Annotated in this window: 25 protein-coding genes; 12 read left to right on the top strand and 13 right to left on the bottom strand. The window is 69.2% G+C overall.

The genetic code is table 11. The annotated features are described in order from the left end of the window. The first annotated feature begins 2 nt into the window (after window positions 1–2). From ACFY0F_RS11880 to ACFY0F_RS11870, 3 genes are all read left to right on the top strand, one after another. The gene (locus tag ACFY0F_RS11880; RefSeq protein WP_388792099.1) at window positions 3–524 is read left to right on the top strand and encodes a hypothetical protein; all 522 of its coding nucleotides are present in this window, start codon (window positions 3–5) and stop codon (window positions 522–524) included. A 125-nt stretch (window positions 525–649) separates the two neighbouring features. Next, window positions 650–1,069 (top strand): contact-dependent growth inhibition system immunity protein, encoded by a 420-nt coding sequence (locus tag ACFY0F_RS11875; protein WP_388792098.1) that lies wholly within the window; start codon window positions 650–652, stop codon window positions 1,067–1,069. Between the two features lie 363 nt (window positions 1,070–1,432). Continuing rightward, on the top strand, window positions 1,433–1,732 hold the full coding sequence (locus tag ACFY0F_RS11870) for a DUF6881 domain-containing protein (protein WP_388792097.1): 300 nt from the start codon (window positions 1,433–1,435) through the stop codon (window positions 1,730–1,732). Window positions 1,733–1,914: 182 nt separating this feature from the next. On the opposite strand, the gene ACFY0F_RS11865 is transcribed toward ACFY0F_RS11870, so the two are convergent. From ACFY0F_RS11865 to ACFY0F_RS11855, 3 genes are all read right to left on the bottom strand, one after another. Further along, entirely contained in the window at window positions 1,915–2,448 is a 534-nt protein-coding gene (locus tag ACFY0F_RS11865) for a CbrC family protein (RefSeq protein WP_388792096.1), read from the bottom strand. Between the two features lie 79 nt (window positions 2,449–2,527). Next, a complete protein-coding gene (locus ACFY0F_RS11860) occupies window positions 2,528–2,845 on the bottom strand; it encodes an SMI1/KNR4 family protein (RefSeq protein WP_388792095.1) in 318 nt (105 codons plus the stop codon). Between the two features lie 542 nt (window positions 2,846–3,387). Further along, complete coding sequence (locus tag ACFY0F_RS11855; protein WP_388792094.1) at window positions 3,388–3,792, bottom strand: ATP-binding protein; 405 nt, start codon at window positions 3,790–3,792, stop codon at window positions 3,388–3,390. A gap of 202 nt (window positions 3,793–3,994) precedes the next feature. Here ACFY0F_RS11855 and ACFY0F_RS11850 point away from each other — a divergent pair, with 202 nt between their 5' ends. The 4 genes from ACFY0F_RS11850 to ACFY0F_RS11835 all read left to right on the top strand — a co-directional run bounded on the left by ACFY0F_RS11850 (window position 3,995) and on the right by ACFY0F_RS11835 (window position 6,588). Further along, window positions 3,995–4,846, top strand: a complete 852-nt coding sequence (locus ACFY0F_RS11850; protein WP_388792093.1) for a helix-turn-helix domain-containing protein — start codon at window positions 3,995–3,997, stop codon at window positions 4,844–4,846. A 9-nt stretch (window positions 4,847–4,855) separates the two neighbouring features. Continuing rightward, window positions 4,856–5,077, top strand: coding sequence for a DUF397 domain-containing protein (locus ACFY0F_RS11845; RefSeq protein WP_388792091.1), 222 nt, complete (start codon window positions 4,856–4,858; stop codon window positions 5,075–5,077). Between the two features lie 70 nt (window positions 5,078–5,147). Next, window positions 5,148–5,885 (top strand): hypothetical protein, encoded by a 738-nt coding sequence (locus ACFY0F_RS11840; protein ID WP_388792089.1) that lies wholly within the window; start codon window positions 5,148–5,150, stop codon window positions 5,883–5,885. Window positions 5,886–6,081: 196 nt separating this feature from the next. Beyond that, window positions 6,082–6,588 carry a suppressor of fused domain protein gene (locus ACFY0F_RS11835; RefSeq protein ID WP_388792087.1) on the top strand — a complete coding sequence of 169 codons (507 nt, stop codon included), beginning with the start codon at window positions 6,082–6,084 and terminating at the stop codon, window positions 6,586–6,588. Window positions 6,589–6,686: 98 nt separating this feature from the next. On the opposite strand, the gene ACFY0F_RS11830 is transcribed toward ACFY0F_RS11835, so the two are convergent. Genes ACFY0F_RS11830 through ACFY0F_RS11820 form a run of 3 tightly spaced genes read right to left on the bottom strand, consistent with a single transcriptional unit; the run spans window position 6,687 to window position 7,694 of the window. Then, on the bottom strand, window positions 6,687–7,013 hold the full coding sequence (locus ACFY0F_RS11830) for a DUF1048 domain-containing protein (protein ID WP_388792085.1): 327 nt from the start codon (window positions 7,011–7,013) through the stop codon (window positions 6,687–6,689). 1 nt (window position 7,014) lies between these two features. Continuing rightward, the gene (locus tag ACFY0F_RS11825; RefSeq protein WP_388792083.1) at window positions 7,015–7,371 is read right to left on the bottom strand and encodes a DUF1048 domain-containing protein; all 357 of its coding nucleotides are present in this window, start codon (window positions 7,369–7,371) and stop codon (window positions 7,015–7,017) included. Next, a complete protein-coding gene (locus tag ACFY0F_RS11820; protein WP_388792081.1) occupies window positions 7,368–7,694 on the bottom strand; it encodes a PadR family transcriptional regulator in 327 nt (108 codons plus the stop codon). Before ACFY0F_RS11820 ends, ACFY0F_RS11825 begins: the two co-directional genes overlap by 4 nt. A gap of 291 nt (window positions 7,695–7,985) precedes the next feature. On the opposite strand from ACFY0F_RS11820, the gene ACFY0F_RS11815 reads away from it, so the two are divergent. Continuing rightward, window positions 7,986–9,329 (top strand): M14 family metallopeptidase, encoded by a 1,344-nt coding sequence (locus ACFY0F_RS11815; protein ID WP_388792079.1) that lies wholly within the window; start codon window positions 7,986–7,988, stop codon window positions 9,327–9,329. Window positions 9,330–9,347: 18 nt separating this feature from the next. On the opposite strand, the gene ACFY0F_RS11810 is transcribed toward ACFY0F_RS11815, so the two are convergent. The 5 genes from ACFY0F_RS11810 to ACFY0F_RS11790 form a co-directional block, all read right to left on the bottom strand. Continuing rightward, window positions 9,348–9,863 carry a hypothetical protein gene (locus ACFY0F_RS11810; RefSeq protein ID WP_388792077.1) on the bottom strand — a complete coding sequence of 172 codons (516 nt, stop codon included), beginning with the start codon at window positions 9,861–9,863 and terminating at the stop codon, window positions 9,348–9,350. Window positions 9,864–9,918: 55 nt separating this feature from the next. Then, window positions 9,919–11,400: a GntP family permease gene (locus ACFY0F_RS11805; RefSeq protein WP_388792075.1), complete on the bottom strand. Its 1,482-nt coding sequence runs from the start codon at window positions 11,398–11,400 to the stop codon at window positions 9,919–9,921. A 118-nt stretch (window positions 11,401–11,518) separates the two neighbouring features. Next, the gene (locus ACFY0F_RS11800; RefSeq protein WP_388792073.1) at window positions 11,519–11,929 is read right to left on the bottom strand and encodes a RidA family protein; all 411 of its coding nucleotides are present in this window, start codon (window positions 11,927–11,929) and stop codon (window positions 11,519–11,521) included. Continuing rightward, complete coding sequence (locus ACFY0F_RS11795; RefSeq protein WP_388792071.1) at window positions 11,926–12,687, bottom strand: IclR family transcriptional regulator; 762 nt, start codon at window positions 12,685–12,687, stop codon at window positions 11,926–11,928. The genes ACFY0F_RS11800 and ACFY0F_RS11795 overlap by 4 nt, the downstream gene beginning before the upstream one ends. Beyond that, window positions 12,684–13,667, bottom strand: a complete 984-nt coding sequence (locus tag ACFY0F_RS11790; protein WP_388792416.1) for a sugar kinase — start codon at window positions 13,665–13,667, stop codon at window positions 12,684–12,686. Before ACFY0F_RS11790 ends, ACFY0F_RS11795 begins: the two co-directional genes overlap by 4 nt. A gap of 194 nt (window positions 13,668–13,861) precedes the next feature. On the opposite strand from ACFY0F_RS11790, the gene ACFY0F_RS11785 reads away from it, so the two are divergent. Beyond that, entirely contained in the window at window positions 13,862–15,133 is a 1,272-nt protein-coding gene (locus tag ACFY0F_RS11785; RefSeq protein WP_388792069.1) for an amino acid deaminase, read from the top strand. A gap of 9 nt (window positions 15,134–15,142) precedes the next feature. Continuing rightward, window positions 15,143–16,756 carry an amidohydrolase family protein gene (locus tag ACFY0F_RS11780; RefSeq protein WP_388792067.1) on the top strand — a complete coding sequence of 538 codons (1,614 nt, stop codon included), beginning with the start codon at window positions 15,143–15,145 and terminating at the stop codon, window positions 16,754–16,756. Window positions 16,757–16,807: 51 nt separating this feature from the next. Here ACFY0F_RS11780 and ACFY0F_RS11775 read toward each other — a convergent pair whose 3' ends face one another. Both ACFY0F_RS11775 and ACFY0F_RS11770 read right to left on the bottom strand, forming a co-directional pair. Further along, the gene (locus tag ACFY0F_RS11775) at window positions 16,808–17,680 is read right to left on the bottom strand and encodes a serine protease (protein ID WP_388792065.1); all 873 of its coding nucleotides are present in this window, start codon (window positions 17,678–17,680) and stop codon (window positions 16,808–16,810) included. A gap of 154 nt (window positions 17,681–17,834) precedes the next feature. Continuing rightward, window positions 17,835–18,533 (bottom strand): hypothetical protein, encoded by a 699-nt coding sequence (locus tag ACFY0F_RS11770; protein WP_388792063.1) that lies wholly within the window; start codon window positions 18,531–18,533, stop codon window positions 17,835–17,837. A gap of 124 nt (window positions 18,534–18,657) precedes the next feature. Here ACFY0F_RS11770 and ACFY0F_RS11765 point away from each other — a divergent pair, with 124 nt between their 5' ends. After that, entirely contained in the window at window positions 18,658–19,869 is a 1,212-nt protein-coding gene (locus tag ACFY0F_RS11765) for a pyridoxal phosphate-dependent aminotransferase (RefSeq protein ID WP_388792061.1), read from the top strand. A 52-nt stretch (window positions 19,870–19,921) separates the two neighbouring features. After that, window positions 19,922–20,332 (top strand): hypothetical protein, encoded by a 411-nt coding sequence (locus ACFY0F_RS11760; protein WP_388792059.1) that lies wholly within the window; start codon window positions 19,922–19,924, stop codon window positions 20,330–20,332. Window positions 20,333–20,729: the final 397 nt, after the last annotated feature.

Genomic DNA, 20,729 nt, shown 5'->3' with positions numbered 1-20,729 from the left:
GAATGAACGACAGGATGCTCACCCTTGTGGGCCCCGATCTGCCGTCGGTTGGGCCAGACGACGTTCCTGCCGCGTATCGTGCGATCGCAGCACAGGGCTGGACCGTGGATGCTAATGACGCCTGCCTGCTCTCCGCGTTGGAGGGCGGCTACCGTGGGTCGACGGTCGAAGAGTTCCAAGACATTGTCCACTTCGAAGCCACGGTGAACGGGCGCGCCATGATGGACTACGACCTTCCCGCTGCTGGCCCGGAACGACAGGACCAACTTCTGCGGCGCTCAATTGCCTACGCATGTATGGTCCTGCAGGCCGTCCCCGCTGAAAGCGAGCATGCTGTCCTGGGTTACGTTTCCCTTTCCGAGGGCGGCTTGTCGGACGACACCCTGACTTCGCACGTCACCTTCTGCACGCGCCGCCCAGGTGTTCTGCCTTATGTCGACCAAATCCAGGGATACTCCGAGGAAGCACTGCTGGAGCTCTCCAGAGACGACGCCGTGAAGGTTCTCGCTGCACGTACGAACTGATTTGGTGGTGACTGCGGCGGCGGTAGTGATTGAGGCGGGAGCGGTGTTGCTGCCGGCGGCGCCGATGTGGCCAGGTGACTGAGGCCGGGAAGCGAGCTCGAATGTGGCGTCCTGGAAGAAGTGTCTTGCTTTCGGATTTTGTGGACAGAGAAAAATCGATCGAGGACCTGGAGGAGGTCAGATGGCCGCCCCCGCCAGGGGACAGCACGCCCCTGGTCCGCGCCATGCATGAACTGAGGAAGCGTCCTGTCAAAGATCTGTCGGCAGAGGATATGCGCCGGTTGATCGGGCAGGACGTCGGGCTTCGGTGGCTGCTGCCGGTGGCCCTGGACTTCCTGAGGGAGACTGCTCCCGACGAAGCAGCCACCGGTTGGTACGAGGACGATCTTCTGTCGGCGGTCCTCACGAGAAAGGAGCCGGTGTGGAGGTCCTCGGCCGAGTGGGCTCGCCACTTGAACGAGACCATCGCCATGCTGACCGACTTGTCTCCCTACATCCAGCAGGAAGTGGATGAATTCCGCACGGCGTTGTCCGACCTGCTGTGAGAGAGCGATCCGCGGCACGAGCCACGAACCATCGCAGACCTCACCGCCCTGCGGTCCGCCGCCTGCCGGTTTCCGCCTCCCGCACCGACTGCGTGGGCACCACCATCGGCGACCGGCAGGCGCTGGTCGAAGCCAGGGGGCGTGGGACGACTCCATTGCTGCGCTGCTCCCCCTGAGGGGGGGTTCCTGGCTCAGGGGGCCCCTTGGAGCGGCGCTCCAGGAGGTCTTGTGCCCTCGACACCAACCGGGGCCAGACCAGCCCGGACGAGCGTCACATGCGCGGTGCGAAACATCTGCGTTTACCACAACGAGGGGCCCTCCCTCTGAGCGGGTCGCATTGCCAGTCACGGAAAGAGCTGAGTCATGGAATATTGGAAGGTCGACTGGTCGCACGACTTTCAATCCGAGCCGACGACCTTTTATAGCGAGATCGGTGGCGATGGGTACGAAATACGCAAGATCCAGATCTATTGGGACGGACGGATGCTGAAATCTGATAAATTCCATGAGTCTGGAGAGATCGGCTTGAGTGAAATCCCCGTGGGTGCCATCGAAGATGTGGCTAGTCAGCCAGAATTTTCCGCCGCCCTGGTCAACCAAGGAGAATTCGAGCAGGTGTGGGAGTTGGCCTCATGGCCCATCGGGAATTCCCACTCCTCCTGAGAGAGGACCTGCACTCCGCCCTGGCCGCGACTCAGAAATGAGAGCAGCTCACAGCGGAGCACAGACTTCATCTCAGAGGGCCGCTCCATCCGACGCCCGGCCCAATGCACCATCGAACGCACCATGGCAGCATCGCCTGTACCCTCATCTGCTACCGCAGACTCGCCCAAACCGGCTGACTTCTAGGATGCGTCTGCGTAGGCGAGATGGGCGCCGCAGACGGTGCAGCGGAAGAGCATGGCGGTCGCCCCCTCGCCCAGGTGGGCCAGGAAGTGCTCAAGCTGGTTTTCGTCGTGCCAACCGCCCATGCGCATGTCGGCCCGCAAGTGGTCGAGGGCTTCGGGATGCGCCGCCAACTCGGTGTACCCGACTTCGCCCACGAAGGCGGCCACATCCTGGCAGTGGACGAGCCAGTGCGGGTCCTGCCAGGCATGGAAGCCAGGAGTGCGGCGGGTGACCTCATGCAAGACATCCTCGCTGACACCAGCAAGCCCGTAGGAGTCGCTGAATTCACCCGCGAAGCGTTCAGCAGCGCTCCCGTCTGCGATGCACCACGGGCAGAAACGTCCGTCGACCTCGTGTGCGGTGTAGAAGGTGGCCGTGTAGATCCAGCCCGTGTTGCGCTTGCAGCAGGCGCACGTCTCGGCGGCCGCGCGGATGGACCCACTTGCGATGGGGCCTGGGTGATAGCGAAAGAAGGGCAGGCCGCCACTCATCCCCGGTTCCCGATCTGTGCCCTGGTGGCCATGCGTACTGATCCAATCTCATCGCGCGATTGAGCCGTGAGGCGTGGTGCTACAGCTTGATATGCCCTGTCAGCCACCATTCGAGGTACTTGCCCAGGCTCGGTGCCACCCAGGTGCGGCTGTCGTCCTCGTGGTTCCAGACGAAGACGTCGGGCCGGTCGATCCTGGGGAGGGGCGCGAACAGGTCCCCGTTCCCCGCGTCCGCGAAGAAGAGCAGCGGATCGAACGGCATGTAGAGGGTGGCGAGCTCAGCGTCCTCGCGAAGGCCCTGGTTCTCGGAGGTGATGCGCTCAGCCGACCAGATCAGCCCGTCTCCATACTCGCCCTCGATGCCGTTGCTCTCGCGGAGAAGAGCGGCGAGGGCCAACGATTTCGGTCCACACAGTTGATTCGACCTCCATGAGCCTGGCCTGGAACGAGCCGGCCTCCAGCCACGTCCGGATCCGCGTCTCGACCAGCGTGACTGATCACCGAGCGAACAGTACGGCCCCGGCCGGGGCGCCCGCTCACCGTTCCCGGTGAGCGGGACAGCCCTTAGCCTCCTGTTGTGCAGTTGCCTCGGGATCCTTCGACCGCCACCGATGTCCTGGTCGCAGCGTTTCCGAACCGCCTTGCCGGTGACGTTCAGAGCGTCCTGGCGGTGGTGCCGGACGCCAGGCTCGGTCCAGCGCAGGCTCTACGGGGAGTTCATCACGCGGAATCCAGTCTTCTTCGCGCGGACGGAGCGACGAGTGGTGAGCTACTGGTCGTGCTACTACCGCTGGAAGTACCCGGTGTTCGGGGCGTATCCGGGATGCGTTCTGATGGAGGCGTTCCGGGCCGCCGCATCGGAACACCTGGGCGCGCGGTGGCCACGCAACACACCACCTCCATAGCGGAAGACGGGGCAGGCCAGGCCCGGTGCAGCGCTCACGCCGTATCCAGCTCGCACCACACGTACTTCCCCCGGTCCCCGAACCGCGCGGACGGCTGCCAGCCCCAGTACTGTGCGCAGGCCCTCACCAGCCCCAGGCCCCGCCCGCCCTCCAGCTCTGCGGTCTGGTCCAGCGGTCGGGGTGGAGGGGGCGGCTCGGGGTTCGAGTCCCAGGCCCCGATCCACACCACCCCCTGCGGGGTGCGGCGGACCCTGAGCGCAGCCGGTCCCTTGGTGTGTCGTACGGCGTTCGAGACCAGCTCCGCCGCGAGGAGTTCCGCAGTGTCCACCAGGCCGATCAGACCGTGCAGGGTGAGGATCAGGCGCAGGGTGCGACGGGAGACGGTGACGGCTCTGGGGTCGTTCGGGATGTAGAGGGTGTAGTCCCAGGTTTCGGGCATGCGTCAACTCCGGTTTGGTGGCGGTGGATTGGCGTGCGGTGGCATTGCCGCAGCCGTCACGGCAGGACGGAGCGGTGCGCTTCCGCTACGTGTGCGCTACGTCACTGACCGTAGAGCATAAATTTTCGCTCAGGCAAGTTGGTCGCGTAACCTGGCCCCGAACGAGGCACACGGGGCAAGCCTGTTACGGCTGGGAGGGCACATGGCAACGAGAAGCCAACCCACTGCACGACAGGTGCGTCTGGGTGTCGAGCTGCGCAGACTGCGGGAGGCGGCCGGTCTGAAGGCGCGCGAGGTGGCGGGCCTGCTCAGTTCCACCTCCGCCCAGATGAGTCAGGTCGAAGCGGGTCTCGCCGGCGTCAGTGAGGAGCGGGTACGACGTCTCGCGGCCCACTACGCCTGTGCCGACCCAGCGTTGATCGAGGCCCTGGTCTCGATGGCGACCGACCGCACGCATGGCTGGTGGGAGGAGTACCGCGGTGTGCTCCCGCCGGTGTTCCTGGATGTCGCCGAGATCGAGCATCACGGCACGTTCCTGCGTGAGGTCGTCACCAGCCACGTGCCCGGGTTGCTCCAAACCCCTGACTACGCCCGCGCCGTATTCGGCTACATGGTCCCTGAGCTGCCGGAGAGCGAACTGAGACCTCGTGTCGAGCACCGGATGAGGCGCAGGTTCGTACTCGAGCGTGACGTCCCCGTCCCGTACGAGACGATCATCCACGAGGCGGCACTACGCATCCTGGTGTCGGAGCGCCGCACCGCCCGTGCGCAGCTACTGGAAGTCCTGCGGGCTATCGAGCGCGGACACGCCACGGTGCGCGTTATCCCTATGTCGCAGGAGGGGTTCGCCGGGGCGGGGATCGAGATGATGTACGTGGGCGGCCCGCTCCCCCAGTTGGATACGGTGCTGCGCGACGCACCGCACGGTACCGCCTTCATCGACGCCGAATCTCAGCTGGCACGCTTCCGGGCCATGCTCAATAAGGTGGGGAAGGCAGCACTACAGCCCGTGGAGTCACGGGACTTCATCCACCGCATGTCGAAGGAACTGTGAGGGCACCGCATGACCCAGGACGTCCGCTGGCGGAAGTCGTCGTACTCCGGCGGAGGCGATGGCAACACCTGCGTCGAGATCGCGGACCTCGACACCCACATAGCCGTCCGCGACTCCAAGGCCCCGGCCAGAGCCGCCCTCACCTTCCCAGTCGGCGCCTTCGCCCCCTTCATCGAGGGCCTGAAGAAGAGCACCTCCACGACGGGCCCTTATGTGCGTCTCGGCCGGTGACGCCGCCTTCTCTGGCACCATCCTGTACTGCGGGCGACTGCACCACCCGGCGCACGGTCTCGTCCATGTCATGGGGTATCAGAACACTGCCGTTAACCTGGCGGACGGGCCGAACGCCATGCTGCTGCACCTGCCCACGTGGCGGATCACGCCTGAGCAGTTCGTCTCCACCGCACGTAACGACGACACCCTGCACCGGATGGTCGAAGCCAAGGACGCCGAGGACGCCCAGGACGACGGCATCGCGTGGATGGGCGCGGGTCCGGAGCCCGTGCAGGTCTTCGAGCACGATGTCTACACCGTGCTCCTCGCCTCCGACCCGACCCTGATATCCACCGTGCTCCATCGAGTGCCCGCACATCGGCGGCCCCGGCTCGATCCGGATCTCCTGCGGTTCTACGCCGAGCACTTCCCCGACCACACCATCGCAGTCTGCTGCTTCGACAACGCCGATGCGCAACGGGCCAAGCCCCTGCTGGTCTGGTACTCGCCGCACGACCCGGACCGGTTGACGCTGCCCGCGCTGGACAGCCACACCGGAGGCGCGCCGGATCTCGACGCCGACGTCCCCGTGGACCACTGGGTACTGTTCTCCACCGACCAGGCCCCGGACGGCTGGGGCGCCCCGGTCGACTATCCGGCGCGTATGCGGCACAGTCTGCGTGCCTTCCTTCCCGGCGCGGTCGTGGGTCGGTACTACGGCGACGGACAGGTTCTGAGCAACGGGGACTTCTGCATCAGTCACCGCGATCTGCTGGGCGGCGACCTCGACCGCGTCAAGCGGCGACGGCCGAGCCTCCTCCAGTAGACCGGCCCCGGGACCGGTGAGCTCGCGTGTTGGGGTGTCGCGTATGCGTAGCCGGCGTCGACAGTGCCATGCCGCTGACTGAGCTGTCAGGGGCGGTCGGGTCGCGGTCTGGGATGATCTCGCAGTGAGTGATGCGAGGGTGCCGGCTGCGGAAGCCGTTGAGTCACATGTCCGGGCGTTCTTCGAGGGGCACTCTGTGGAGGTCCTCGACTACGACCTCGGGCGGGAACGGCGAGCAGTGGTGCCCGAGCTGCGCGTTCTCGTTGTGGGGCCCGGTCCCCGCGGCGACGGCTGGGCCTATCTGACCGCCGGGTGCTGGGCCGCGATGAATAAGGACGGTCATGGACTTGAGTTCGTCATGACCGCCCACGTCCGCGACCAGCGGTTCATCGAACTCATAGCAATGATCGCCTATTACCACTGCGGAGGACATCAGCTCGGCCTGGAGCACAGCATGCCGATCGGTGAACCGTGGGTGCCGGGTTCAACCTGTGACCACCTGCTGATCAGCCTGCCTTATCTCCACGGCCCCAGCCTGGAACACTGCCCGCTTCCTGGGGGACGCGCTCGCACCCTGTGGGCCCTGCCTGTGACGACCGCCGAGATCGAATTCCGTAGGCGTCACGGACACGAGGCGTTGGAGCAGCTCTTCGACGAGGCAGAGATCATCCCAACCGATCCTTTCAGGGCGTCGGTCGCCTGAGGTTCTGGCTTTGGGCGGTCATCGTTCGTGGTCCCGGGGGGCATATCGGCTCCAGGTTCCGCTCGGGCGCTACGCCCGTCGGCATGGGGCGGCGAGCGTCACTTCGCGTCCGTCCCTGGCTCCCCGCTGATGGATGCCTGGTAGACGTCCGCGAAGGTGGGAGAGTCCTTGACCAGGTCGTCGCAGAACGCGGCGACGTCGGTGCCGATGAGTTCCAGGACGCCCTTGCCCGCGGCGACGCCCTCCTCGAAGAAGTCGACGATTCCAGGCAGGAGGGGTCCGTCGGACAGGCTGACCGGTCCGACCTTGAACAGGTACTTCTGCATTTCCTTGTAGACGATCTGGTAGTCCGGCGGGAGGGCCTTGACCCGAGCCAGGTGCGCCCGCCACTGTTTCTTGCCCTCGATGATGTCGTGGATGCTCACGTCAGTCTCCCAGCCGGCTCAGTTTCCTTGCGACGTTCCTGTTCAACTGCTCGCGCCACCGGTCGCGATGGGTTCGAGCCCCTTTCCCACCGGCGAGCGCGGTGCAGAAGCCCTGGATGTCGTCGCCGAGCACCTCGTGGACGCTCTGCCCGTCCGCCGCTGCCATTTCGAGCAGCCCCAGGGCGGCGTCGAGGATCGGCATGAGGTTGCGGCCGGTGAAGTCCCGGTAGGGGAAGAGGTGGGCGATGATCTGTGCCCACGCCGCCCGGTAGTCGTCCGGCAGGGCCTCGGCCCGGGCTTCGAACGCCTTCCAGTCCCGGGTGAGATCGCTGCCTGTGACCTTCTCCCAGAAGTTCATTCCCCGCCCCTCTTGAGCCTGTCGATGCGTGATGAGACGTACTGCCATTTGGCCCAGAACTTCGCGAGTTCTTCGCGTCCGGCGTCGTTGAGGGCGTAGAACTTGCGCGGCGGGCCGACCCCGGACGGTCGTTTGGTCACCTGGACGAGTCCGTTCCTCTCCAGCCGCAGCAGGATGGTGTACACCGTCCCCTCGATGACGTCGGTGAAGCCGAGCTCGTTGAGCTGACGGGTGATGGCGTACCCGTAGGTTTCCTGGCCGCCGATGATTTCGAGCACGCACCCTTCGAGCGTGCCCTTCAGCATCTCCGTCAGGTCGTCCATTGCGGGTCCCCTCAGCCTTGCCAGTACTACGTGATACCGAGTACCGCTATACGGTACCACCGAGTAGTGCCGAGGGGGATCGATCCGGCGTTTTCCAGTCGGACCCCTTTACCGCCACTTGAACTGACCATGACATCGCTGGACCATGGAGCGCCGACCGGCACAGCGGACTCACAGCAAACTCCGCCCCGGCCCGCATCCCACCCGCACGTCGCACTGAAGCACACCGCTCCCAGCTCCATTCCCCACATCCCGGTGACCCCGGGAGTCCTGGAGACCCAAGGAGAGTTCATGCGACTTCGCACTCGCGGCTCCGGCGCGCGCGGCAGCAGACGTGTCGCCGGGCTCGGCGCGCTGCTGGCCCTGGCCCTCGCCGCTCCCGTCTGGTCGACGGCCGCCGACGCCAGCGCCGACAGCGTCCGGAAGGTCGCCCCTTCCCGGAACGACATCCGGCAGTACGAGATCCACCAGAGCACCACGCCCGTGACCCGTACCGCCATCCAGCGCACCGGCGTCACAGTGGACGAGGCCGATGAGGAGACCGTCGTCGTCTCCGGGCGGGCCGACCAGATCCGTGCGCTGCGCCGACTCGGTTACAGCGTCACCCCCGTGGGGGCGGCGCCGAAGCGGTCCGGGGCGCGGTTGTTCGACTTCCCGAGCGCCGACTCGAAGTACCACAACTACGCCGAGATGAACACGGAGATCGACCAGCGGCTGGCCGCCTACCCGGGCATCATGAGCAAGCGGGTGATCGGCAAGTCGTACCAGGGCCGGGACATCGTCGCCATCAAGGTGAGCGACAACGTGGGGACGGACGAGGACGAGCCCGAGGTGCTGCTGACCTTCCATCAGCATGCCCGCGAGCACCTCACCGTGGAGATGGCGCTGTACCTGCTGCGCGAGCTCGGCGCCGGGTACGGGAGCGATCCGCGGGTGACGAACATCGTGAACAGCCGGGAGATCTGGATCGTGCCGGATCTCAATCCGGACGGCGGCGAGTACGACATCGCGACCGGGTCGTACCGGTCCTGGCGGAAGAACCGCCAGCCCAACGCCGGTTCCTCGTACGTCGGGACCGACCTCAACCGGAACTGGAACTACAAGTGGGGCTGCTGCGGCGGCTCGTCGGGGTCGGCGTCGTCCGAGACCTACCGGGGCGCCTCCGCCGAGTCGGCGCCCGAGGTGAAGGTGGTCGCCGACTTCGTGCGCAGCCGGGTCGTCGGTGGGAAGCAGCAGATCAAGGCGGGCATCGACTTCCACACCTACAGCGAGCTGGTGCTGTGGCCGTTCGGGTACACGTACTCCGACACGGCGACCGGGATGACCGCGGACGACGCCGCCGCCTTCAAGGCCGTGGGGCAGAAGATGGCCGCCAGCAACGGCTACACGGCGGAGCAGTCCAGCGACCTGTACATCACGGACGGGTCGATCGACGACTATCTCTGGGGCACCCAGAAGATATTCGACTTCACCTTCGAGATGTATCCGACGTCCGCTTTCGACGGTGGGTTCTACCCGCCCGACGAGGTGATCGAGCGGGAGACCTCACGCAACAAGGACGCGGTGTTCCAGCTTCTGGAGAACGCGGACTGCATGTACCGGTCCATCGGCAAGCAGGCCCAGTACTGCGGTTAGGGCCCGCCTGCCGGGTGGCTACTCCTCGAAGTAGGCGTCCAGTACCGCGTCCAGCTGCTCGTCCCACTCCGTGAAGCGGCTCCTGGCCGGCGCCTCGATCTCGATCGGGTACCAGCGGCGGTCAGGAGTGTGCACCGTGACGGTGTACCGCTTGCCGAAGCGGGGGGACTCCGTCTCGACCGCGCCGATCTCGTCCCAGCGGAACTCGCACGCCTCCTCGTCGAGGCTCAGGCGGACGCCCTTGCGGTCGGCCACGATTCTGGCGCGGCGGTCGGAGGCCTCGAAGACCGGGCCGTCGGGGGCGCCGTCCTCCTCCCCCGCCGCTTCCTCCCCCGCCGCTTCCGCCTCGGCCGCGTCGGGGGCGGTCTCCGCCGTCGCTTCCGGGTCCGCCTCCGCCTTCGTCACACCGGGCTCGGTCCCGGGCTTGGCGTCCTCGGACCCCTCCGCCACGGGCGAGTTGAGCCCGGGAATGAAGGCCGGGTCGAATCCGGCGCCCTCCAGGGGCTGGCTGCTCGAACCTATGCGCTGCTCCACGGCGGAAGTATGGACGACTTTGCTGTGCCGGAACCAGTCGGGTCGCTCGATGCGGTCACACGAACACGCTCAACACGCCCGCCACCGCGAACCCCACCACCGACAGCACCGTCTCCAGCACGGTCCACGTCTTCAGCGTGTCGCGCTCGCTGATGCCGAAGTACTTGGCGACCATCCAGAAACCGCCGTCGTTGACGTGGGAGGCGAAGATGGAGCCCGCGGAGATGGCCATGATGACCAGGGCGACGAAGGGCTGGGAATGGTCGCCCTCGGAGAGCAGGGGCGCCACGATGCCCGCCGTCGTGACGATCGCGACCGTCGCCGAGCCCTGGGCCACGCGCAGGACGACGGAGATCAGGTAGGAGAGGACGAGTACGGGCAGGCCGACGTCGTGGAAGGTGTCCGACAGGGCCTGGGCGACGCCGCTGGCCTTGAGGACCGCGCCGAAGACTCCGCCCGCGCCGACCACCAGCAGGATGTTGCCGACCGGCTTCAGCGAGGCGGTCGACACCGCCTCCAGGGACTTGCGGGACCAGCCGCGCCGGATGCCGAGGAGGTAGTAGGCGAGCAGCAGAGCGAGGGTGAGGGCGACGAAGGGGTGGCCGAAGAACTCGAGGACCGAGCGGCCGGTGGAGGGGTCGAGGGCGACGGAGGAGAAGGTGGCGGCGAGGATGAGGATCAGCGGGGTGCCGATGATGCCGAGGACGGTGCCGAGGGGCACGGGGTCCTCCCGCGGTTCGACGCCGGCGCGGCGCTGCTCCTCGACCACCGCGCGCTTGGCCTCGTCGGCGGCCTCGACCATGTCCTGCGGTACGGCGACGAAGAGGCGCTTGCCGATCCAGGCGGAGAAGGCCCAGGCGGCGAGCACGGCGGGGATGCCGCAGACGACGCCCATGAGGATGATCCAGCCGAGCTGGACGTGCAGCAGTCCGGCGGCGGCGACCGGGCCGGGGTGCGGCGGCAGGAAGGCGTGGGTCATCGACAGGCCCGCCAGGAGCGGGAGGCAGTAGAGGAGGACCGACTTTCCGCCTCGCTTGGCCGCCGCGTACACGATCGGTGCCAGGACGAAGATGCCCACGTCGAAGAAGACGGGGATGCCGAAGATCAGGCCGGTCAGGCCCATGGCGAGGGGGGCTCGCCGTTCGCCGAAGAGGTTGAGGAGCCGGGAGGCCAGTACCTCGGCGCCGCCGCTGACTTCGAGGATCGCGCCGAGCATGGTGCCGAGGCCGATGATGATGGCGACGTGGCCGAGGATGCCGCCCATGCCGGACTCGATGGTGGAGACGGCGTCCGAGCGCTGGACGGTGCCGAAGAGTTCGGTGACCGACAGGCCGGCGAGCAGGCCGACGGCTATGGAGACGGCCAGCAGGGCGACGAACGGCTGGAGTCTCACCTTGATGATCAGGTACAGCAGGAGGGCTATGCCGAGGGCGGCGACCAGGAGCAGTCCGGTGGTGCCGTCGACGAGGAGGAGCAGGCCTCCGGTGTGGGGCGGGGTGGTGGGGGCGGGGGTGGCCGCGGCGAGCGGGTGGGACATGGGGGTCCTCTGGTTGGGTTCATGGAGTTTTCGGGCAGGGGGGATCGCGGCGCGGCGCCGGTGGGGGTGGTGGGGCGCCGTGCCGTGAGGCGTACCGCGTGCGGGAGGTGAGGGTGCGTCAGCCGAGTACGGCGAGCGCGTCGATCTCGATGAGGAGTCCGGCGGGAAGGCCGACGTAGACCGTGGTGCGCGCGGCGGGCGGCTGGGTGAGGCCCTGCTCCTCGAAGTACGTGTTGTAGATCTCGTTCATCTCGGCGAAGTGGGCGGTGTCCGTGAGGTAGACGCGGATCATCATCACGTCGTCCCAGTCGGCGCCGCCCTCTTCGAGGATCGCCTTGACGTTGGCGAGGGTCTGGAGGGTCTGCTCGCGCAGGGTGGGGCCGACGGGCGTCGGGGGCTTGCCCTCCTCGGCGGGGAGGAAGCCGACCTGGCCGGCGACCTGGAGGATGTTGCCCTTCCGGACGCCGTGGGAGAACTTCGCGGGCGGGGTGGTGTGGGTCTTGGGGGTGAGCGCGGTCTTGTCGGTCATGTGACTTCCTTGATCGGGGTCCTGCCGGAGTACTCGCCGCTGATGGCGTCCGCCGTACGGCGCACCAGCGGGAGCAGGGTGAGGAGTTCGTCGGCGGTGACGACGACGTTGGGTGCGGAGACCGACATCGCGGCGACCACGCGGCCGTCGGCGCCGCGGATGGGTGCGGCGACGCAGTTGATGGACTCCTCGTGGCCACCGAGGTCGGTGGCCCAGCCCTGTTCGCGTGTCTTGTCCAACTCCCGCAGGAAAGCGGTGGCGTTGGGGGTCGAACGGGCCGTGTACATGGGGTAGTCGAGCTTGTCGGCGAGGGCGCGGCGCTCGGGTTCCGGGAGGTCGGCGAGGAGGAGTTTCGCGACGGCCGCGACGGTGATGGCGACCGGCTTGCCGATCCGTGAGTACATGCGTACCGGGTAGCGGCTGTCGACCTTGTCGATGTAGAGGACCTCGCCCTCCTCGTACACGGCGAGGTGGACGGTGTGTCCGCAGCTCTCGTTCAGCCGGGCCAGGTGGGGGTGGGCGATCTCGCGGATGTCGAGGTTCTCCATGGCCTCCTGGGCGAGGGCGAAGAGGCGGGCGCCGAGGCGGTAGCGCTGGTCTGACTGGCGGTAGACGAGGCCGTGCTCGTGGAGGGTGCGCAGCAGCCGCAGGGCCGTGGACTTGTGGACGCCGAGACGGTCGGCGACCTGGCCGAGGTCGGCGGGGCCCTCGGCGAGCAGCGGCAGGATGCTCAGCGCGCGGTCGACGGTCTGGCTCATGGGGTGCGTACCTCCTCGTCGGCCCTGTGGTCGGCGTGTGTCCAGCCGGGGCCGAGTCGAAGTGTCCCCCACGCCTGCTCGTCGAGGGCGGCCAGCCGGTCGGCGTGGTCGCGGGAGCAGGGGGTGGCGAGGTCGCCGGGGACGGTGAGGGCGGCGGCTGCCGTCAGGTGGCCGTGCCGGAGCCGGGTGGGGACGGGGAGTGAGCGCAGGGTGGCGGAGAGGAAGCCGGCGGCGAAGGCGTCCCCGGCGCCGGTGGTGGCCACGACGTCGACGCCGAGGGCGGGGACGAAGGCGGCGCCGCCCGGGTGCAGGGCCGTCGCCCCGTGCGCGCCCTGCTTGACGACGAGGACCTCGGGTTCCGGGAGCGCGTCGCGGAGGGCGGCCGGGCCTCCCCCGATGCCCCACAGGTCCTCGGCCTCGTCCTCTCCGACGAAGACGATGTCGGCGGCCCGGGCGAGTTCCAGCAGGATGCCGGGTCCGTCCGCGCCGCGCCACAGTCCGGGCCGGTGGTTGACGTCGAAGGAGAGGAGCGGGCGGCCGGGGTGGGGGGCGGCCAGCTCGCGGGTCAGGGCCAGGCACTCGGGGGAGAGTGCCGGGGTGATCCCGGTCAGGTGGAGTACACGTCCGGCGCGCACCGCCGCCAGGTCCACCGTGTCCGCGGACATGGCGGAGGCCGCCGATCCGGCGCGGTAGTAGGCCACCTCGTGGGCGTCGGTGCCGCGGTCCCCGGCGGTGCGGAAGTAGACGCCGGTCGGCCGGGTCTCGTCGCGGCGGACGGCGGTGACGTCGACGCCGTGTCCGCCGATCGTCTCGAGGAGGTGGTCGCCGAAGCCGTCCGCGCCGACCCGGCTGACCCACCGTACGGAGTGGCCGGCGGACGCCAGCGCGCAGGCGACGTTGGACTCTGCGCCGCCGATCGCGCGGTCGAAGGACGGTACGTCGGCGAGGCGGCCGGGCCGGGTGGGCAGGAAGGTGACCATGGACTCGCCGAGCGCGACGACGTCCACGACGCCGGGGGCCTTGCGGGATCCGGTGGTGGTCACGATCGTCGTAGCTCCTCGGTCCGGGTGGGGGCGGACGCCGTTGACCCGGCGTGGCCGAGATGTTAGACAGCGGTGAGCGACATACGCAACGACCGTTGCACAGAGTGCAACAGTGCATTTCAGGAGGCCTTATGAGGATCGAAGCGCTCGCCCGACTGGCCGAGGAGCGCGTCGACCACCGCTTCAAGGGCCTCCCGCCGGATGCCGACGGCCTCACCGTCGGCGAGCTGGCCGCCCAGCGCCGCAACCTCTTCACCGGCGGCTTCGCGACCCCGGTCCTCGCCCTGTCCGCCGAACGCCTGGAGCACAACCTGGAGTTGATGGAGGCGTACGCGGCCCGCCACGGCCTCGCGTTCGCGCCGCACGGCAAGACGTCCATGGCGCCCCAGCTGTTCCAGCGGCAGATCGAGCACGGGGCGTGGGGGATCACGCTCGCGGTGCCGCACCAGGTGCGGGTGGCGCGGGCGTTCGGGGTGCAGCGGGTGTTCCTCGCCAACGAGTTGGTGGACGCGGCGGCCCTCGGGTGGGTCTCCGCCGAGCTGGCCGCCGACCCGTCGTTCCGGTTCGTCTGCTACGTCGACTCGGTGCGCGGGGTGGACTTGATGGACGCGGCGCTGCGGGGGGCCGTCCGCCCGGTGGACGTGGTGGTCGAGCTGGCCGCCGGGGAGGGTGCCCGGACGGGGGTGCGCACGGAGGCGGAGTGCGCGGCGGTCGCGGACGCGGTGGCCGGCGTACCCACGCTGCGGCTGGTCGGAGTGGCCGGTTACGAGGGCGAGGTGCCCCGGGCCGATCCGGAGCGGGTGACGGCCTGGCTGCGGCGGCTGGTGGCGCTGGCCGTCGACTTCGACAAGGCGGGGCGGTTCGCGGCGGCCGGCCTCGACGAGATCGTGGTGAGCGCGGGCGGCAGCGCCTGGTTCGACGCGGTGGCCGACGTCTTCGCCGGTGTCCCCGAACTGTCCCTGCCGGTACTGAAGTTGCTGCGCTCCGGTGCGTACGTCTCGCACGACGACGGGCACTACCGCAGGCTGACGCCCTTCAACCGGGTGCCCGGGGAGGGCGGCCTGGAGCCGGCGTTCCGGTTGTGGGCGCAGGTGGTGTCGCGTCCGTCGGCGGAGCAGGCCTTCCTGAACGCGGGCAAGCGGGATGCGGCGTACGACCTCGACCTGCCGTTCGCCCAGGTGGTCCGCCGGGACGGTGCCGAACGGCCCGCCACGGGTGTCACGGTCACCGCCCTGTCCGACCAGCACGCCTGGATCGGCACCACCTCCGAGGCGGACCTCCAGGTCGGGGACTGGGTGGGTATGGGGCTGTCCCATCCGTGCACGTCCTTCGACAAGTGGCCGCTGATCCCGGTGGCCGAGGCGGACGGCACGGTCGTCGAATACATCCGCACGTTCTTCTAGGAGGCCCGCGTGGAAGACCTCGTCATCCGGGACGCCGACGTCGTGGACGGCAGCGGGGAGCCGTCGTACCGGGCGGACGTGGTGGTCGACGGCGGCAGGATCACCGCCATCGTCAAGGAGGCCGCGGCGGCGGGCTGCCAGCGCCCGCGCGCGATGCGGGAGCTGGACGCGGAGGGCCTGGTCCTCTCCCCCGGTTTCATCGACATGCACGCCCACAGCGACCTGGCCCTGCTGCGCGACCCGGACCACGGCGCGAAGGCCGCGCAGGGGGTGACGCTGGAGGTCATCGGGCAGGACGGGCTGTCCTACGCGCCGGTCGACGACCGCACGCTCGACGGGGTGCGCCGGGCCATCACCGGCTGGAACGGGTACGGCGACGACATCGACTTCGACTGGCGGTCGGTGGGCGAGTACCTCGCCCGGCTGGACGGGGGCATCGCCGTCAACGCCGCCTATCTGATCCCCCAGGGCACCGTCCGCGCGCTGGTCGTCGGCTGGGAGGACCGTCCGGCGACGCCGGAGGAGATCGTCCGGATGCGGGAGCTGGTCGCCGAGGGGATGGAGCAGGGCGCGGTCGGCATGTCGTCGGGGCTCACGTACACGCCCGGCATGTACGCCGACGACGCCGAACTGACCGAGCTGTGCCGGGTGGTGGGGTCGTACGGCGGCTACTACTGCCCGCACCACCGGTCGTACGGGGCGGGCGCGCTCCAGGCGTACGCGGAGATGGTGGAGCTGGCCCGCAAGGCGGGCTGCCCGCTGCACCTGGCCCACGCCACCATGAACTTCGGCGTGAACAGGGGCCGCGCGGCCGACCTGCTGGCCCTCCTGGACGACGCGCTCGCCGCCGGGGCCGACATCAGCCTCGACACCTACCCCTACACGCCCGGTTGCACGACCCTCGCCGCGCTGCTGCCGAGCTGGGCGAGCGCGGGCGGCCCGGAGGCGGTCCTCGCGCGGCTCGCGGACGGGCCGACGGCCGAGCGGATCCGGCACGATCTGGAGGTCACCGGCTCGGACGGCTGCCACGGCGTGCCCGTCGAGTGGGACACCGTCGAGATCTCCGGCGTGAGCGACCCGGCCCTCGCCGACCACGTCGGCCGTACGGTGCCGGAGTCCGCCCGGCTGCGCGGCGAGGAGCCCTGGACCACGGCCCGGCGGCTGCTGGTCGAGGACCGGCTGGGCTCGACGATCCTGCAGCACGTCGGGCACGAGGAGAACGTCCGGGCGATCATGCGGCACCGCACGCACACCGGCGGCTCGGACGGCATCCTGCAGGGCGCCAAGCCGCATCCGCGGGCGTACGGCACCTTCCCGCACTATCTCGGTCACTACGTACGCGAGTTGGGGGTGCTGTCGCTGGAGGAGTGCGTGCACCATCTCACCGCGCGGCCCGCGGCCCGGCTGCGCCTGCCGGACCGGGGGCTCGCCCGTGAGGGATACCGTGCCGACCTGGTCCTGTTCGACCCGGCGACGGTCGCGGCGGGGTCCACGTTCGAGCAGCCGCGCACGCTGCCCGTCGGCATCCCGTACGTCCTGGTCGACGGGCGGTTCGTGATCGAGGACGGCCGGCGGACGGACGTACTGGCGGGCCGGGCGGTCCGCCGGACTCCTCCCTGCTGACCGCCCGGCCCGTCATGCCCAGTCCGTCACGTCCGGCCCATCATGCTCCTGTCACGGCTTGGGCAGGGTGCAGCCGCTCAGGGTGAGGTCGAGCTTGTTGCCGGTGGTGAAGCAGGCCGGGATGTTGTAGGTCTCCTCGGCGTAGTTGATGTTCTTGCGGACGGTCACGTTGCCGTTCGCGTCGACCTCGCAGGGGTTGTTCTCGGTGCAGCGCTCGCCGTCCTCGTTGCCGGTGTTGTTGACGGCGACGACCTTGCCGGTGGCGTTGTCGACGACCGGGGAGCCCGAGGTGCCGCCGATGGTCTGGCAGGCGGAGGTGTAGCGGAGCGAGTCCTTCCAGGTCCAGTCACCCTCCTTCAGGCGGTAGACGAAGCCGTCGACGTTGCACGCGTACGTCTTCTTCCAGTAGCCGGAGACGACCGTGATGGCGGTGCCGGCCGTCGGGTGCGTGTCCTGGAGCGTCAGCGCGCTGATCCCGTACGTGCTCTTGATCTGCGCGTACGTGGTGGTGAGCTGGTAGAGCGTGACGTCGGTGTCGGTCATCGTCGAGTACACGACCTTGCTGGCGCGCAGCGTCCCGACCCGGGTGGCCGAGGAGTTGAGCAGGCCGAAGGTGCGGCTGGACGACTGGCCGACGATCACCTCGCCGGGGTCCGGGAAGCCGGTCTCCAGGCAGTGGCCGTTCGTCATCACCAGCGCCGGGTCGCTGTCCGCGGACTTCGGGAAGCGGACGACCGACCCGGAGCAGTTGCTGAGCGACACCGTGCCGGCGAAGTTGACGGCCTTGATCGAGGGCGCCGCGCTCTTGGTCGCGGTGGTCTTGGTCGCGGTGGCGCCCTCGGCCGCAGTGGCGGCTGCCGCCGGTGCCATGCCCGCCCCGGTGATCACCAGGGTCGCGAGCGCGGCAAGGAGAGGCTTGTTCATGTGGGGGTCCCCTCTGCAGACGTGAGCGACCGGAAATCTTCCGGCCGCCTGCCGTCTTGTCATGAGCATTGTTATGTTCACGGAGGGGTGACGGCAATAAGCCGCAGACAATGCACCGCTCGCCGCGCGGGGGTCAACCCACCACGAAACGCGACTACTTGGGACCCTTGGTGCTCCCCCTGCCGCGCCCCCTGGAGTTGCCGGGGCCGAAGACGGCCGTCGTCTCGGCGGCGGTCGGCGTCGCGGTGGCCGAGGCGGCCGGCGTGGCACCGGCAGGCGCGGCGGAGGTGGCGGCCGGGGTCGCGGACCGCGTCGTGCCGTCCGGGTGGCCGCCGGCGGACGCCGTGCCCTCCGCACCGACGGCGCCCGACTCGGCAGCGGCCGACTCGACGGCCTTGAGCGTGCCGGGCGTCGCGGCGCCGGAGGCCCCGGACGGGGACACCGACCGCGCGGGCGCCGATGCCTCACCGCCCGCCGTCGACGCCGTACGCCCGTGCCGCCCCTGCGGCGCGTCCGGCGACCCCGAGAGCGAGAGCCCCGCGATCACGGCGGCGAGCGACGCGACGCCCACCGCTCCGCCGGCGACCGCCGCACGGCGCCCACGCCGGCCGCCCGCCCGCCTCCGGGAGCCCCGCCCGGCGGCGCGGTGCCGTACGGCCCGTCCCGCGCCGGACGGGTCCTCGCCGAAGGTCACCGGCAGCTCGCGCGTCTCGTCGTAGGCGTTCTGCCACCCGTGGGCCGCCGCGGGATCGGCGTACTCCTCGTACGCCGGAGCCGCCGGGACCGACGGGTGGTACACGTTCGGCGGCGGGAGGGGCTCGCCGCCCGGGGGCGGCTGGGTGGGGCTCGACATGGCCTGCGATTCTAGGTACCGGTGGGGCTCCTGGGACAGCTACCGGCGATAACGGAGCAAAACGCCCGTCTCACGTGTCGGAAAACACGACCCGGCATGCGTTACCGGGCCGTAAGCTCCTGACATGCAGGTGATCCAGTCGACCAAGCTCGCCAATGTCTGTTACGAGATCCGGGGCCCGGTCCTCGAGGAGGCGATGCGGCTGGAGGCGGCAGGGCACCGCATCCTGAAGCTGAACACCGGCAACCCCGCCGCCTTCGGCTTCGAGTGCCCGCCCGAGATCCTCGAGGACGTCCTCCGCAACGTCTCCACCGCCCACGGCTACGGCGACGCCAAGGGCCTGCTGGCGGCCCGCCGCGCGGTCGTCATGCACAACCAGACCATCGGCATCGAGACGGACGTCGAGCACGTCTTCATCGGCAACGGCGTCTCCGAGCTGATCGTGATGGCGATGCAGGGACTGCTCGACGACGGCGACGAGGTCCTCGTCCCGGCGCCGGACTACCCCCTGTGGACGGCGGCCGTCTCCCTCTCCGGCGGTACGGCGGTCCACTACCGCTGCGACGAGCAGTCGGACTGGATGCCCGACCTCGCCGACGTGGAGCGCAAGGTCACCGACCGCACCAAGGCGATCGTCATCATCAACCCGAACAACCCGACGGGCGCGGTGTACGACGAGACGGTGCTGCGCGGGTTGACCGACATCGCCCGCCGCCACAACCTGCTGGTCTGCTCCGACGAGATCTACGACAAGATCCTCTACGACGGCGCGACGCACACGCCGACCGCGGCGATCGCCCCGGACCTGATGACCCTCACCTTCAACGGCATGTCGAAGGCCTACCGGGTGGCCGGCTACCGGGTGGGCTGGATGTCGATCTCCGGCCCGCGCGCGCACGCCGACTCCTACATCGAGGGTCTGACGATCCTGGCCAACATGCGCCTGTGCGCGAACATGCCGGGGCAGCACGGGGTCGTGGCCGCGCTCAGCGGGCGCCAGTCGATCAACGACCTGGTGCTGCCGGGCGGGCGGCTGAAGGAACAGGTGGACGTCGCGTACGACCTGCTCACCCAGATCCCGGGCGTGAGCTGCGTACGGCCGAAGGGGGCGCTGTACCTCTTCCCGCGCCTGGACCCGCAGGTCTTCAAGATCAAGGACGACCGGCGGATGGTCCTGGACCTGTTGCGCCAGGAGAAGATCATGGTGGTCCAGGGTACCGGCTTCAACTGGCCCGAACCGGACCACTTCCGGGTGGTCACCCTGCCGTCGGTGGGCGATCTGCGGGACGCGGTGACGCGGATCGGCACCTTCCTCGATGGCTACAGCCAACTTTAGACGAAATCTAAGCTAGGATGGCTTCCTGTCAGAGCACAGGAGGCCATCTCCCATGTACGAACCGATCCGCAGCAAGTCGGTCCACCGCACGATGGCCGGCACCACCCCGAACTTCCCCCACCGGTCGCGCGAGGAGGAGCTGGACATCCAGCTCGCGGGGCATCTCGCGGCGCTCCTCGCCGTCACGGACGAACTGCGTGCGCTGGCTCCCTCCACCGACCTGGACACGGCCGCCGAACGGCTCGCCGCGCAGGTGTCCCGGCTGCGGGGCGGCCGCGCTCCGCTCCGCGCGTCCACGGCCACGGCCGACGGGGCGCCGACGCTCCACCAGCGGGCCCACGCCCTCGCGGGCCGCGCCCTGGTCGTCGCGGCCTCCCGCGCGGACACGGCGGCGGCGATCCTCGCGGCGGAGCGGATGGACGCCCACGCCGCTGCCGAGGAACCGGTCAGCGCCGCCCACTGACCCCTCGGGGTCCCCTCAACGGCCCCGGTCCGCGTGCACCCGCAGCGACGCGCGGACCGGGCGCCACAGCACTGCGTTGACCTTGGCCGGGTCTTCGGTCGGCGGCCGGGTCGTCTGCCGCGGGCCAAGTGATGTAAGCAGTGCGGCGTTCTCTGCCGGGAGGCAAGCCGGGCACGTGGGCGCGGCGGGCGCCTGCCGCAGGCCAAGTGACGTACGAAGGCGCGGCATTCCCCGCCGGGAGTCAAACCGGGCACGCAGGCACGACGCGCGCCTGCCGCAGGCCAAGTGACGTACGAAGGCGCGGCATTCCCCGCCGGGAGTCAAACCGGGTACGAAGGCGCGGCATTCCCCGCCGGGAGTCAAACCGGGCACGCAGGCACGACGCGCGCCTGCCGCA

Origin of the sequence: Streptomyces sp. NPDC001544 (assembly GCF_042894285.1) — a bacterium.
Taxonomy (GTDB): domain Bacteria; phylum Actinomycetota; class Actinomycetes; order Streptomycetales; family Streptomycetaceae; genus Streptomyces.
This window is presented reverse-complemented; position numbering and strand designations above follow the sequence as displayed.